The sequence below is a fragment of the Symbiopectobacterium purcellii genome (genome assembly GCF_019797845.1).
GTDB lineage: Bacteria > Pseudomonadota > Gammaproteobacteria > Enterobacterales > Enterobacteriaceae > Symbiopectobacterium > Symbiopectobacterium purcellii.
Map to the genome: position 1 here is coordinate 1,028,523 of NZ_CP081864.1, position 14,839 is coordinate 1,043,361.

The 14,839-nt window shown below is 55.6% G+C and carries 12 protein-coding genes; 5 read left to right on the plus strand and 7 right to left on the minus strand.

What is annotated here, in order from left to right; translation table 11 throughout:
• Nucleotide 1: 1 nt before the first annotated feature.
• Genes K6K13_RS04870 through iclR form a run of 4 tightly spaced genes read right to left on the minus strand, consistent with a single transcriptional unit; the run spans nt 2 to nt 3,120 of the window.
• Nucleotides 2-934, minus strand: a complete 933-nt coding sequence (locus K6K13_RS04870; RefSeq protein WP_222159777.1) for a phosphatidate cytidylyltransferase — start codon at nt 932-934, stop codon at nt 2-4.
• Nucleotides 927-1,568 carry a lysophospholipid acyltransferase family protein gene (locus K6K13_RS04875; RefSeq protein ID WP_222159778.1) on the minus strand — a complete coding sequence of 214 codons (642 nt, stop codon included), beginning with the start codon at nt 1,566-1,568 and terminating at the stop codon, nt 927-929. The genes K6K13_RS04870 and K6K13_RS04875 overlap by 8 nt, the downstream gene beginning before the upstream one ends.
• Nucleotides 1,565-2,227, minus strand: coding sequence for a CDP-alcohol phosphatidyltransferase family protein (locus K6K13_RS04880; protein WP_222159779.1), 663 nt, complete (start codon nt 2,225-2,227; stop codon nt 1,565-1,567). The genes K6K13_RS04875 and K6K13_RS04880 overlap by 4 nt, the downstream gene beginning before the upstream one ends.
• A 59-nt stretch (nt 2,228-2,286) precedes the next feature.
• Entirely contained in the window at nt 2,287-3,120 is an 834-nt protein-coding gene (gene iclR, locus K6K13_RS04885; RefSeq protein ID WP_222159780.1) for a glyoxylate bypass operon transcriptional repressor IclR, read from the minus strand.
• 232 nt (nt 3,121-3,352) lie between these two features.
• Here iclR and metH point away from each other — a divergent pair, with 232 nt between their 5' ends.
• Nucleotides 3,353-7,033, plus strand: a complete 3,681-nt coding sequence (metH, locus tag K6K13_RS04890; protein ID WP_222160965.1) for a methionine synthase — start codon at nt 3,353-3,355, stop codon at nt 7,031-7,033.
• 75 nt (nt 7,034-7,108) lie between these two features.
• Here metH and K6K13_RS04895 read toward each other — a convergent pair whose 3' ends face one another.
• Both K6K13_RS04895 and yefM read right to left on the minus strand, forming a co-directional pair.
• The gene (locus tag K6K13_RS04895; protein ID WP_222159781.1) at nt 7,109-7,363 is read right to left on the minus strand and encodes a Txe/YoeB family addiction module toxin; all 255 of its coding nucleotides are present in this window, start codon (nt 7,361-7,363) and stop codon (nt 7,109-7,111) included.
• Nucleotides 7,360-7,611 carry a YoeB-YefM toxin-antitoxin system antitoxin YefM gene (gene yefM, locus K6K13_RS04900; protein WP_195316128.1) on the minus strand — a complete coding sequence of 84 codons (252 nt, stop codon included), beginning with the start codon at nt 7,609-7,611 and terminating at the stop codon, nt 7,360-7,362. The genes K6K13_RS04895 and yefM overlap by 4 nt, the downstream gene beginning before the upstream one ends.
• A gap of 175 nt (nt 7,612-7,786) precedes the next feature.
• Here yefM and K6K13_RS04905 point away from each other — a divergent pair, with 175 nt between their 5' ends.
• The 4 genes from K6K13_RS04905 to K6K13_RS04920 all read left to right on the plus strand — a co-directional run bounded on the left by K6K13_RS04905 (nt 7,787) and on the right by K6K13_RS04920 (nt 13,082).
• Complete coding sequence (locus K6K13_RS04905) at nt 7,787-8,710, plus strand: IS5 family transposase (RefSeq protein WP_222157526.1); 924 nt, start codon at nt 7,787-7,789, stop codon at nt 8,708-8,710.
• A gap of 416 nt (nt 8,711-9,126) precedes the next feature.
• Nucleotides 9,127-10,122 (plus strand): helix-turn-helix transcriptional regulator, encoded by a 996-nt coding sequence (locus K6K13_RS04910; protein WP_252120423.1) that lies wholly within the window; start codon nt 9,127-9,129, stop codon nt 10,120-10,122.
• Between the two features lie 148 nt (nt 10,123-10,270).
• Nucleotides 10,271-12,394, plus strand: coding sequence for a TonB-dependent siderophore receptor (locus K6K13_RS04915; protein ID WP_222159782.1), 2,124 nt, complete (start codon nt 10,271-10,273; stop codon nt 12,392-12,394).
• 133 nt (nt 12,395-12,527) lie between these two features.
• A complete protein-coding gene (locus K6K13_RS04920; RefSeq protein ID WP_222159783.1) occupies nt 12,528-13,082 on the plus strand; it encodes a hypothetical protein in 555 nt (184 codons plus the stop codon).
• Nucleotides 13,083-13,134: 52 nt separating this feature from the next.
• On the opposite strand, the gene K6K13_RS04925 is transcribed toward K6K13_RS04920, so the two are convergent.
• Entirely contained in the window at nt 13,135-14,589 is a 1,455-nt protein-coding gene (locus tag K6K13_RS04925; RefSeq protein WP_222159784.1) for a DASS family sodium-coupled anion symporter, read from the minus strand.
• Nucleotides 14,590-14,839 lie beyond the last annotated feature (250 nt).

Consider the following 14,839-nt stretch of genomic DNA (forward strand, 5'->3'; position numbering starts at 1 on the left):
CTTAGCTATAGAAATAACGCACCACGTGGAAGAACACCGGGGCGGCGAAGCACAGCGAATCGATACGATCCATCATGCCGCCGTGGCCTTCCAGCATGGCGCCAAAATCTTTCACACCGCGATCGCGTTTGATGGCTGACATGCATAAGCCGCCTGCAAAGCCCAACAGCGTGATCAACAGCGAGATAAAGAAGGCGGCAACCGGGCTAAAGGGGGTAACCCAGAACAGCGCGGCACCGATCAGGCTGGCGCTGAGAATACCGCCGACAAACCCTTCCACCGTTTTATTCGGGCTCAGCTTGGGCACAATAGCGCGCTTGCCCCACAGCTTGCCGAACACGTACTGCAATACATCCGAAATCTGCACCACAATCATCATGAACAGTACCAGCTTGATGTTCTCACCCTCAAAGCCGGGAATGGTGATCATCAAGAGTGCCGGGGCATGGCTGACGCAGTAGACGGCGATCATCAGGCTCCACTGGATCTTGGCACAGCGTTCAAGGAAGTGCGTGGTATCGCTCGCCAGCGCCACGCGGGCGGGAATAAACAGAAAGGCATACACCGGAATGAAAATGACAAACAGATTGTACCATTCGATCCCTACCAGCAGATATTGCAGCGGCAGGATGATAAAGAAACACCAGAACAAGGCTTCATGATCGCCCCGACGTGTGGGTGTCAACGTCACGCATTCGCGCAGTGCGTAAAACGACATCAGCGCAAACAGCACCACGGAGCCTATCGGGCCTACCAGCATGGCGATGACCGAGATGGTACACATCACCCACCAGGCGCGGATTCTGGCGTTGAGGTTGGCAATGGTGTCGTTTTGCTTGCGGCGCGAGAGCACGAACCCAATCAGGCTGGCAATCATCAGCAGAATAAACAAACCGCCTAACAGCAGGAGTAATTCATTGTCGACTTTACGCATGTGACAGCGCCTCCAGCGCCTGTTTCGCCCGGTTCAGAAACTCGATTTTGGTTTCATCCGGCTCAGGACCAGTAATCGCCTCGCCGAAGGTGGCGCTACAAATAATGGGAACGACCAACCTTGAACCTTTTGGCAGCACGCGATTCAGGTTTTCCAACCATACCGGCACCAGACGCGCATCGGGGTAACGTTGCAGCAGGTGGAACAGTCCGCTTTTGAATTCGCCTAATTCGTCCCCGCCACCGCGAGTGCCTTCGGGGAAGAATATCAGTGATTCCTGCTTTTCCAGCACCGTTACCAGCGGGGCCAACAGATCGTCACTGGAGAACGGCGCCCCGGATTTGCGTTTACGCTCAATCAGCACGGCACCGAAGATGCGCGCAGAGAGATAGCGGCGCAGTGCCGATTTTTGCCAGTAATCGGCGGCGGCGACAGGGTGGACCCGCTCGCGCATCGTGGCGGGCAGGCTGGCCCAGATCACCAAACCATCAAGATGGCTGCTGTGATTCGCGTAATAAATGGTCGGCTGGTCTACCTGCGGGGTGGCGCGCCAGCGTGCCTTGATACCCGTCAGTAAGCGACAGACGGTAACCAGCAGCGCACGTACCAGCGTTTTGTCGGGGCTGAATGTCATGACGGTTCTCCTGAGGACAGGTCGCGGATAATCTGGCGAGTACGATGGATGCAGGTTGCCCCGGCACCCAGCAGTATCGCGGCAAGGATCAGGGTAAAAATCAACTGGCCCCACTGTGGCACTATCGCGGCCACCACGGCACCGACGGTGAGCAGCGCCATACGGTGCTGTTTCGCCATGGGGCCGCTGAAGCGCTGTGCCAATCCACAGGTGCCGCCCAGCAGGCGAATATACGCGGTTGCCAGCGCCAGCAGTGCCGCGCCCCAGCCCAGCAGTGGTGCGTAAGGGAGTTGCAGTATGCCGTAGCCAACGCCCAGCAGCAGCAAGGTATCGGATACGCGGTCGGGCAGCTCGTTATACACCGCCCCCGCCGGACTGCGCATGCCCCCTTCAACGGCGACCATGCCGTCAAGCAGGTTACACAGTAAACGGCCCTGAATACCCAGCGCGCCGGCGATCAACAGGCCCCGTTGCAGGAATTCGTTGTCACAGCGCCACACGATGAGAAAACAGAGCGCGCCAAGGGCGGCGAACAGAATACTAAAGAGTGAGATTGTATTGGGCGTATAGCCTTTACGACGTAAATAGCGTGCCGCCGCCGTTGCCCAGCGTGTCTCGCGCGCCCGAATCGGACGGCGATCCTGGATGTCCTTTTCCATAATTGAGTGCTCGTGAAGTGAGGTCGAGAGCGCACATTATAGCCAAGTTTGCAGAAATATTAACGAGTTCCACCATACGCCAGCGTCACCTCTTTGGCGGCGCTAATCACTAACGCCCCGAGCTCGGTCACGCGATCGTCCGTGATGCGGGAGATCGGGCCGGAGATGGAGATGGCGGCAAACGGTTCACGGTGCTCGTCGAACAGACAAGCCGCGATGCAGCGTAGCCCGAGCGCGTGTTCTTCATCGTCAAAGGAGTAGCCGCGTCGGCGGATTTGCGCCAAATCTTCTTTCAGGTGCACCGGTGAAACCAGCGTGGCGTGGGTATAAGCATGTAACCCTTTGCGATGCAGCAGGCTGCCGACCTGATCGTCGCTCAGGTTTGCCAGAAAGGCTTTCCCCGCGCCGGAGGCGTGCATCGGCAGCTTTCCACCAATCGGCGCAGACATGCGCATCAGCGCAGTGCACTGCACCTGGTCGATAATAATCGCCTGGTGATCGCTGTTGTCCAACACCGCCAGATTGACGGTTTCGCCCGACGCTTCCATCAGCTTGCGCAGCATGGGGTGCACCATGGCCAGCAGGTTACGGCTTTGCAGAAAACTGCTGCCGACGATAAAAGCATGGGAGCCGATGGTCCAGAACCCTAAATCACCCACCTGACGCACAAAGCCCTGCTGCTGCATGGTGGTCAATAAACGGTGGGTAGTGGAGTTGGGCAAACCCGCCTGCTGCGCCAGATCGGTAAGCGCCACGCTGCCGTTGGCGTGGGCGATCAGTTCCAGCAGCGTTAACCCGCGCGTCAGCGACTGTACCTGGCCTGTCGCCTGTACGTTGGTGCTGACTGCACCCCGTGGTTTTTTGCCGCGTTTGGTGGGCTCCGGTGGCGTCATATTTCGGCTCCTTTCTGTATGGTGGAATTAGTTTTCATTTTTTCCTCAAGGATTGCAACTATTCTTTAGGTTTCAGGCAGGTTAGTAGCGAAAGGCGCAAAAAAGGGGGGAAAGACTGAAAAACTCTCATGTGACGCGGAACGGGCAGATTGTTACGATAGGCAATCATAATGTGAATAAGACTAACAAGTTCGGTGGGGTTAGGGTGTCAGAGCAAAAACAGGTAACGGCGGTGAATCGGGTGACGGCATTGCGCGAACAACTGGCGCAACGCATTTTGGTGCTGGACGGCGGTATGGGCACCATGATCCAAGGCTACCGGTTGCAGGAAGCTGACTATCGCGGTGAACGCTTTGCCGATTGGCACAGCGACCTGAAAGGCAACAATGACCTGCTGGTGATCACTCAACCTGCAATTATTGCGGCGATCCACGATGCCTATTTTGAGGCTGGCGCGGATATCATCGAAACCAACACCTTTAACGCCACGCCGATCGCGATGGCCGATTACGACATGGCTTCGCTGTCGGCGGAGATCAACCTGGTGGCGGCGCGTCTGGCCCGCGCCAGTGCGGACAAATGGACGGCGCAAAACCCGGCCAAACCGCGCTACGTGGCAGGGGTATTGGGTCCAACCAACCGCACGGCCTCCATCTCACCGGATGTAAACGACCCCGCTTACCGTAATATCAGTTTCGATCAATTGGTCGATGCCTACCGAGAATCAACCCGGGCGTTGGTTGAGGGCGGTGTCGATATCATCATGATCGAAACCATCTTTGATACCCTGAACGCCAAAGCTGCGGTGTATGCAGTAGAAACCGAATTCGAAGCGCTCGGCATTGAATTGCCGGTGATGATCTCAGGCACCATTACCGATGCTTCGGGCCGTACCCTGTCAGGGCAAACCACGGAAGCGTTTTACAACTCGCTGCGCCATGCGCGTCCGCTCTCTTTTGGCTTGAACTGTGCGCTCGGGCCGGATGAGCTGCGTCAATACGTGGCGGAACTGTCTCGCGTTGCCGAGTGCTATGTTTCCGCTCACCCTAACGCGGGTTTGCCGAATGCGTTCGGCGAATACGATCTCGATGCCGCCGACATTGCGGTGCACATTGGGGAATGGGCGCGTGCCGGATTCCTCAATATCGTTGGCGGCTGCTGCGGCACCACGCCGCAACACATTGCCGCCCTTGCCCAGGTGGTTGACGGGGTTGCGCCGCGCCCGCTGCCGGATATCCCGGTGGCGTGCCGCCTTGCCGGGCTGGAGCCGCTGACCATTGATGCGGCAACGCTGTTTGTTAACGTAGGCGAACGGACCAACGTAACCGGTTCGGCACGTTTCAAACGCCTGATCAAAGAAGAAAAATACGGTGAAGCGCTGGATGTGGCTCGCCAGCAGGTGGAGAGCGGCGCACAGATTATCGACATCAACATGGATGAAGGCATGTTGGATGCCGAAGCAGCCATGGTGCGCTTTCTTAATCTGATTGCCGGTGAGCCGGATATCGCCCGCGTACCGATCATGATCGACTCCTCCAAGTGGGAGGTGATTGAAAAAGGGCTGAAGTGCATTCAGGGCAAGGGCATCGTGAACTCCATCTCGATGAAAGAGGGGCTCGACGTCTTTATCGATCACGCGCGTCAGGTGCGGCGTTATGGTGCTGCCATGGTGGTGATGGCGTTCGATGAGGTGGGGCAGGCGGATACCCGCGCGCGCAAAATCGAGATCTGTCGCCGTGCCTACCAGATCCTGACGCAAGAGATTGGCTTCCCGCCGGAAGACATCATCTTTGACCCGAATATCTTTGCCGTTGCCACCGGTATCGAAGAGCACAACAACTATGCCGTGGACTTCATCGAAGCCTGCGCGGATATCAAGGAACAGTTGCCGCACGCGATGATCTCCGGCGGCGTCTCGAACGTATCGTTCTCCTTTCGCGGTAACGAACCGGTGCGCGAAGCGATTCACGCGGTGTTCCTCTATCATGCCATTCGCAACGGGATGGACATGGGGATCGTCAACGCCGGCCAGTTGGCGATCTATGACGATTTGCCCGCCGAACTGCGCGATGCCGTAGAGGATGTGGTGCTCAACCGCCGTGTCGATGGCACCGAGCGACTGCTGGAGATGGCAGAGCGCTATCGCGGCAGCAAAACCGACGATGAGAGCAATAAAACCCAGGCGGAATGGCGCGGCTGGCCGGTGAAAAAACGGTTGGAATACGCGCTGGTTAAAGGCATTACCGAATTTATTGAACTGGATACCGAGGAAGCGCGTCAGGAGGCCTCTCGCCCCATCGAAGTGATTGAGGGGCCGCTGATGGACGGCATGAACGTGGTAGGCGATCTGTTTGGTGCCGGGAAAATGTTCCTGCCGCAGGTGGTGAAGTCCGCGCGCGTGATGAAGCAAGCGGTGGCCTACCTGCAACCCTATATTGAGGCGAGTAAGGCCAAAGGCAGCAGCGCAGGCAAAATTTTGCTGGCAACGGTGAAAGGCGATGTACACGACATCGGCAAAAACATCGTTGGCGTGGTGTTGCAGTGCAACAACTACGAAATTATCGATCTGGGCGTGATGGTGCCGACCGAGAAAATCCTGAAGACCTCCCGCGAAGAGCGCGTCGATATTATCGGCCTGTCTGGGCTGATCACCCCGTCGCTGGATGAAATGGTCAACGTGGCGAAAGAGATGGAGCGGCAGGGCTTCACGCTGCCGCTGCTGATTGGCGGTGCGACCACCTCCAAAGCGCACACGGCGGTGAAGATCGAACAGAATTACAGCGGTGCGACGGTGTATGTGCAGAACGCCTCGCGCTCCGTCGGGGTGGTGTCGGCGCTACTGTCGGAGAGCCAGCGCGATGAGTTTGTCGCGCGTACCCGCAAAGAGTATGAAACCGTGCGCATTCAGCACGGACGCAAGAAACCGCGTACGCCACCGGTGACGCTGGCGGCAGCACGCGCTAACCACCATCAGCTTGATTGGGATGACTACACGCCGCCGGTCGCGCACCGCGTTGGTGTGCAGGCCGTCACCGCCAGCATTGAAACCTTGCGCAACTATATCGACTGGACGCCGTTCTTTATGACCTGGTCGCTGGCGGGTAAGTATCCGCGCATTCTGGAAGATGATGTGGTGGGTGAAGAGGCCAAGCGCCTGTTTGCCGATGCGAACGCCATGCTTGATACCCTGAGTGAACAGGGAACGCTGATCCCGCGCGGCGTGGTGGGATTGTTCCCCGCGAATCGGGTCGGGGATGATGTTGAGGTGTATACTGATGAGCGCCGCGATGAGGTGCTGTTGGTGACGCACCACTTACGTCAGCAAACGGAAAAAACCGATTTCCCTAACTACTGTCTGGCGGATTTTGTGGCGCCAAAAACCTGCGGTAAGCCGGACTATCTTGGCGCGTTTGCCGTCACCGGGGGCTTGGAGGAAGACGCACTGGCAGAGGCCTGGGAAGCGCAGCACGATGATTACAACAAGATCATGGTGAAAGCGCTGTCAGATCGTCTGGCGGAGGCGTTTGCGGAATACCTGCATGAGCGGGTACGTAAGGTGTATTGGGGCTATGCCGCTAATGAAAATCTCAGCAACGAAGAGCTAATTCGTGAGAATTATCAGGGTATTCGTCCGGCACCGGGCTATCCCGCCTGTCCGGATCACACGGAAAAAGCGCAAATCTGGCAACTGCTTGATGTAGAAAAGCACACGGGTATGAAACTGACAGAATCTTACGCCATGTGGCCGGGGGCCTCGGTCTCGGGCTGGTATTTCAGTCACCCGGAAAGCAAATATTACGCCGTAGCGCAGATTCAGCGCGATCAGGTCGAAGATTACGCCGCGCGTAAAGGCATGTCGGTGGCCGATGTCGAACGCTGGCTAGCCCCCAATCTGGGGTATGATGCGGATTAATACGATGGGATAGGTGCTTCACGGTCAGCAAACTGACGGTTTGCTGACCGTGGGACGACGTCCCAAGCGATGACTTCAATAGTGGTAGCGGCAGGCGGCTATAAGAATGGCACCCTCTGCAATGGCATAAACCAGACGATGCTCTTCGGTGATGCGCCGGGACCAAAAACCGGACAAATTGTGTTTCAAGGGCTCAGGTTTACCCTTACCCTCAAAAGGCGTTCTCAAAACATCTTTAATGAGTGCGTTGATCTTCTTAACCATGCGATTATCTGTATCCTGCCAGTACAGATAATCCTCCCATGCTTCTTCAGACCACGTTGACTTCATTCGATGATGCCCTTTTCTGTCCCTTCACCGGCTTTCAAACTTTCTATGGCGTTCATAAGCCTTTTGGCATTTGCCGGCGAGCGTAACAGATAGGCGGTTTCTTCCAGAGAGTTGTACTCTTCCAGGGACATGAGAACACACGCCTCACCGTTTTGCCGGGTAATCAATATGGGGGCGTGATCTTCCACCGTTTTCATCATCGTTGCTGATAAATTCTGGCGGGCTTCACTGTAACTGATCGTTCTCATCATGTTCTCCTCTTTGCACCCCATCATTGTACAATGATGGTTTTTTTTTCACCAGTGCTAAATAGGGTATGCACTACGTTCCGGTTTTGCGTATCTAATAGGCTTTGTTGAATAAATAGAACTTTTAGGTGAGCATCTGCTCAGATCACTACCGTCATTTCAACATCTGCACCCCATGGCAAAGCAAAAATTTAAAATCACCAACTGGTCTACGTACAACAAAGCTCTCAAGCTGCGCGGGTCTCTGACAATATGGCTGGATGAGTCGTCCGTTTCTGCATGGACGGAGAAAACAACGCCTGAACGGCGTGGCCGGCCGCGTCACTACTCAGATATGGCTATCACCACTGTTCTGATGATGAAACGCGTGTTTGGCCTTTCGCTAAGGGCTTTACAGGGCTTCGTTGACTCCATTTTTAAACTGATGGGGCTGCCGCTAAGATGCCCAGACTACTCGCTGCTCAGCAAGCGAGCAAAGACCGTTAAAATCAGCATAAAAACGCCGACCCGTGGTGAAATCTCCCATCTGGTCATTGACGCAACCGGCCTGAAGGTCTTTGGCGAAGGCGAATGGAAAGTCCGGCAGCATGGTGCAGAAAGACGGCGGGTGTGGCGTAAGCTGCATCTGGCCACAGACAGTGTGACGCATGAAATTATCTGTGCTGATTTGTCACTCAGCGGCACGACTGATGCTCAGGCTCTACCGGGCCTGATAAACCAGACCCACCGGAAAATCAGGGAAGCGTCGGCTGACGGCGCTTACGATACCCGCTACTGTCATGATGTGCTGCTGAGGAAGAGGATAAGGCCTCTTATTCCTCCACGACGTGGTTCGCAATATTGGCCAGACCGATACCATGAGCGTAATCACGCGGTTGCGGATCAGCGTCTAAGCGGCAGTAACGATGTCTGGAAAAAGAAAGTGGGCTATCATAGACGCTCAGTGGCTGAAACAGCGATATTCCGGTTCAAAACGCTTCTGGGCGATCATCTAAGTCTACGTGACTATGATGCGCAGGTAGGTGAGGCAATGGCGATGGTCAAAGCGCTTAACAAAATGACGCTGTTAGGCATGCCGAACAGCATCCGGATCGCATAACAATCGATCTGCTAGGGGAGCTGTAGTCACAAGTTCTGATTTATTCAACAAAGCCTATCTAATACCTTGACGCCCACAGCGATCCACGTGTTAAACCCGTCATACTTCACGTTGCAGGTGCGTTGACTTTCCTCGCTCACCCCAGTCACATTCTTGATTATGCTCCTGGGGGTTCACTGCGTCGCCGCGTTACGAGACTCATAAATGAGTCTCGCCCTAAAGGGCCAGCGCAAGCGCTGTTCAAAACGCGAACGTTTTGTCCTGCAACTCGAATTATGTAGGGTATATATTATTTAATGAGAATTGTTATCATCTTTGTTGAAGCGGTTTTCTGCAAGTGTTAAGGTAAAGCCTGTGGTATTCCCCCTCGACCATTTCCCCAGCCGCGCTGGCCTGACGGTGGACCACTGACGATAATGAACGCCTACTCCCCCTCGCTGTCCGAACGCCAGTTTTCCGTTGATGACTTCTTTGCCTTTGGCGAACGCTACGGGATCGACTACCGCTTCCCTGAGCTGGTCTCCAGCCGCGATCGGCGCAAAGCGCAGCGCGTGGTGGTTCAAGGCCATGTGGAAGAGATGGTTCTCTCTTCTGGCATCAGCCTGACAAGTTCCGATGTGCGCGTGATGCAACCCTATGAGTCTACGTCGTTGCAAGGTTCACCGCTCTACACGCTGGTGGTGCTGGGCGGGTGTATCAATCTGCGGGTGAACCAGCGGGAATTTGTGGTGCGAGCGGGCATGGCCTTCAGTACCCGTCTTGGGGAGCAGGAGGTGATGCATGTGCGTCACGCGGTCGATCATCCGTTGCGCACCTTGGCGTTGGGCATCCATCCCGGCCAGTTGCAACTCCCCCCGCTGCTTGCCGCGCTACTGCGTCAGTGGGAATGCCGTGAGAACGCAGCCTTTGTATGGCCGGTGCCCGATTACCTGCTGGCCGGCTTGCAGCAGGCGTTATCCCCGTCGAGTGAGAGCCTGGCGCGCCAGTTGATGCTGGAAGGCGCGATGCTGCAACTGCTGGGTCATGGCCTGGCGCTTGATCCCGTGGGTCAGCAAGGGCGTATGACCGCACCACCCAGTGAGCGGCGGCGGCTGGATGCGTTGCGCGATCAGCTTCAACTGCACCCGGAAAAGCCCTACACCCTGACGGCGTTAGCACAACAGGTCGCCATGAGTCCGACCAGCCTGCGCAATAAGTTCCGGCACGCCTACGGTATCTCGGTATTTGATTTCCTGCGTAACAGCCGATTGGCGCTGGCTTACCGTTTGCTGGAACAGGGCCATCCGGTCCAGCAGGCTGCCTGGATGTCGGGATACCAGCACGCCACCAATCTGGCTACCGCGTTTCGACGCCACTATGGCATCGCGCCCAGCGATGTTCCTTTCTCCCAGTTCTCCCAGCGACGCGCATAGCGGCTAAGTCTGGTTTATTCCACTCGAGGTTCCCCGTCGCGTGCACCTTTGTCATTGCGCATACGTAACCCGTTAGCGCGCATAGCTAGCTCACGCATGAAAACGGTAATAATTCGCATTTACAAGTACAGGTGAGGCGGAGAAGGGCATGTTGAGAAAAACACAGTTAGCGCTGATGGTCGGCTATCTGGCAAGCGGGTTTGCCGGAAGCGCTCTCGCGCAGGATAACGGTAATTCAGCAACGGACAATTCAGCAACGAACAAACCGGATACGCTGATTGTCAGCTCTCAGGTGCAGAGCGGTGCCACCAAGCTGGCAACGCCCGATATTGAAACGCCGCAGTCTGTATCAATTATTACGCGCGAACAGATGCTACAGCAGGGGGCCACCAATGTGCGTCAGGCGCTGGGCTATACCCCGGGTGTCTACAATAATCAGGTGGGCGGCACCAACCGCTTTGACTACATCGTGATGCGCGGTTTTTCGGACGGTAGCCTGGATAACGTGTTCCTCGACGGGCTGAAAATCATGGGAGACACCAACTCACACAGCTCGCTGGTGGTGGACCCCTGGTTCCTTGAAAGTATGGAAGTGGTGCGTGGCCCGGCCTCAGTGCTGTACGGGCGCGCCTCTCCGGGGGGCATTGTGGAGCTGAGTTCTCGCCGCCCGGCCTTTGAGCAAAGCGGACAAATCAAACTGTTCGCGGGGAACAATGCACAGCGCGGTGCTGCCTTTGATCTGACCGGCCCGCTGGACGATGACGACCGCGTGGCATTCCGCCTCGGCGGGATCGTACGCAAAGCAGATACGCAGTTCACCACCAAAGAAGAGCGCTACGCCTTGATGCCCAGTTTGACCTGGCGCATCAGCGATAAAACCCGCCTGGATCTGATGGCGTATCTGCACCGCGATCCAGAAGGGGGCAGCCACTCGGGTGTACCGTATGAAGGTTCGGTGGTACCGCACAACGGTCGCTATATCTCAAACGGCTTCTACGATGGCGAGAAGAACGTCGAGAAATACGATCGTCGCCAGAATATGGTCGGCTACAACATTGAGCACAATTTTGACAGCGGCTGGTCGGTGCGCCAAAAAGTGCGTTATCTGCAAAGCAGGGTGCATCTGGATCAGGTCTACGGTTACGGTTGGTCGGGAAATAGCGATGAGCTGATCCGCTACTACCAGGGCGCGCGTGAAAAACTCAAGGCCTGGACCCTGGATAACCAGTTGGATGGCAGCATTGATACTGGCGTGCTGAATCACCGGGTGTTAGTGGGGATGGATTATCAGCAGCGTCAAAATGACGTCAACTGGCCGACAGGACTTTTCCCTAACCTCAATGCCTTCAATCCGGTGTACGGTGCGGGCGCGCTGGCCTGGTATGCACCTACCCGTGAAAGGCACAAGCTGCAACAAACCGGCTTTTACATGCAGGATCAGGTTTCGTTGGAGCGCTGGCGTCTGACGCTGGGTGGCCGTTATGACACGGTTAAAATCTCAAGCACCAACCAAAGTACCGCGGCGCGTAGCGAACTGGACCAAGGCCACTTCAGCAAACGCGCGGCGCTGCTTTACCTGTTTGATAACGGTGTTGCACCTTACGTCAGCTACTCTACGGCATTTACGCCCACCAACTTTACCGATGCCAGCGGTGACCTGCTCAAACCGATGGAAGGTAAACAGTGGGAAACCGGGCTGAAATATCAACCCGTCGGCACGCAGGATCAATACAGCGTCTCCCTGTATCGTATCAACCAGACCAACGTGGCGACGAAAACCCAGCCGAGCGATCCCTACCGGGCCATTGGTGAGATTGAATCGGAAGGGGTAGAACTGGAAGCCTTAACCCATATCACTGATAACCTGAGCGTTCAGGCGGCCTACAGCTATAACGACATTCGCTACAAGAAGAGCGGCATCGCCAGCGAGCAAGGTCAGCGCGCCGTGTATGCGCCGCGCAACCAGCTCAGTGCCTGGGTGAGCTATGACGTCACAAGCGGCCTATTGGATGGCTTAACGCTGGGAAGTGGCGTGCGCTATGTGAACGGCGTGGTGAGCGATCGTGCTAACACCCATACCTTGCCGTCTTACACGCTGGTGGATATGGCGGTGGGCTATGACCTCTCCAAGGTTGGCTTGAAGGGGCTGAGCGCGCAGTTGAACGTTAATAACCTGACGGACAAACGCTATGTTGGTGACTGTAACTCACTGGATTACTGCTACTTTGGCGCAGAGCGCAGCGTAGTCGGCAGCCTGTCCTACGCTTTCTGACCGCTTTCCTCCCCCGACGTCCGTCGGGGGAGTTGCTAATTCCGCGCTTTTTTGGGGTGATAACGCCTATAGTCCCTATATCGTGATATTTTATTCCGCTTTTTCAAAGTGACTGAAAATAAAACGGAATTCCATGAATGTAACCTCAATTAACGATACGCCCCATTATTATCGGCACACTGAAAACTGCATCAATGTTGAAATGGGCAATGTGAGATGTGCCACGGACAGAACGTCCGTATTACACACTCACAGACTGACCCATTGTTGCGCGTTGGCAGTGCTTTCGAAATGGAATGGAAGGTGGTATCAACAGCGCACACTGCTGCACATCACCGGTGGAAATATGTTTTGCGGGATAACCTCAGAGAGCGATCGCCAACCTGATCTCGTCAGCCGATGGTTACCGAAACTCAAGTCAGAGTTGGTTGACGGCGGGAAGGTTATTTTCGTTGGAGGCATCGATTGCGCCTCCAATATTTCGCTTTACATGAGCATTCACCAGGAAGATGCTGAGGAGCACAAACCGCTACAAGAGCTGCTCACTCTGCCGGGAACCGAAACGATGATAGCGGGGGCTCTGGGCTTAATGGTTCATCCCAGTGGCGAGGTGGTGTTCGATGTGGCGGGTAGCCGGGGTGAACTCAACCAACAGGAATGCGATTCAATATTACGCGGTGAGCTATAGCACCGTGCCAGGGATGTTCCCTGCCACGCCATGTGACAGGGATACCATGCAACTAATAAAGCCCGACGACTTTCCACCACAGTAAGCCCGCGGTCATAAATACCGCCTGATTCACCAGACTGATAATAAACCCGGAGCGCCACCACACGGCGGTAGGCACATAACCTGCGCCGAACAGTATCGGGCCGCGCGCGTGGGTATATTGTGTCAGAGAGCAGTACAGGCTGCTGGTGAATGCCAGCATCAACGCCATCGGCACAGGCGGAATACCGAGATTAATCCCCACGCTGAGAAATACGGCATAGAGCGCAGCAATCTGCGCATTGCCGCTGGCAAAGAAATAGTGGGTATAAAAGTAGGCGGCGTTTAGCAGCAGTAATACCAGCACCCAACTGGTTCCGGCCATCAAATGACCGACGCTGCCGCCAATCAGATCGCCAAACCAGGTGGTGAAGCCCAACTTTTTAAGCTGGTTGGCCATCATCAACAGTGCTGCGAACCAGATCAACGTATCCCAGGCCCCTTTTTCGCTTTTGATGTCCTCCCAGCGCAGCACACCGCTTAACAGCAGGAAAGAGAGGCCCACAAAGGACGCCGTGGTCGCGTCTACGCCCAGCGTATCGCCAAAAATCCACAGTACCAACAGCAGTAGCACGGTAAAGGCCATCAGCCATTCACCACGCGCCATCGGTCCCATTTTTTCCAGTTCGCTTATCGCCAGTTTAGGCGCATCAGGCGTGTGGCGGATTTCCGGTTTTGTCAGCCACAGCACCAGCGGTGGAACAATCATCAGGGAGATCATGCACGGCACCACGGCGGCCAGAAACCAACTGCCCCAGGTAATGTGCACGCCGGCATTGGCAGCCAGTTTTACCGCCAGCAGGTTGCCGGTATAGGCGGTCATAAACAGCGCGGCGGTAATGTCGTTGACGTTGCCGATGCAGACCACCAGAAATGTCCCGATCTTACTGCGCGAGGCATCTTCCGGCTTGGAGTCGAAACTGCGCGCCAGTGAGTCAGCAATCGGGTAGATCACGCCGCCGCAGCGTGCCGTATTGCTTGGCATGGCGGGGGATAACACCAGATCGGCAAAGGCCAGGCCGTAGGCCAGCACCAGCGTTCTCTTCCCCTGCAGGCGAATCATCTGCAATGCGATGCGTCGGCCCAGCCCGGTTTTGATAAAACCGCGCGCGATCATAAATGCCACGACGATCAGCCAAATCAGGGAGCTGTTCAGATCGCTCAATGCGGTTTGGATAGCGCCGCTGGCGCTGGTATCGCCTGCGGCGGCCGTCAGTGCAAACAGCGTCATACTGATGATGCCGATGGCACCAATGGGCAGCACGTTAGCCACAATGGAGACGATGGTGGCGACAAAAATCACGGCAGAGTGCCAGGCGGGCGCGCTGAGGCCGGTGGGGGGGGACAGGTGCCAGAAAAAAGCGGCGATAAGCAGAATAATCGCCAAAGCAAGCCAGTTCAGGCCGTACGACGTTTTGGTCTTCATCCGTTTTCCTTACAACTTGATAGGTGTCTGAAGCGGGGAGCGGTAGTCAGCGTAATCCCTATGGGTTACAGGGTTATCAGCGATCATAGCCGCACTGCGATAAAACGCGGGATGAAAATGACACGCTTATTGATTTGAAGCGGTTTTTATAAATATTGTTAGTTAAATAATTATGTGAAGTACGTCACGATTTAAGTGTGACAAAGTATGACAAAGCCAGGTATCGTGCGGGGTGAGTAAAAAAAGCGCA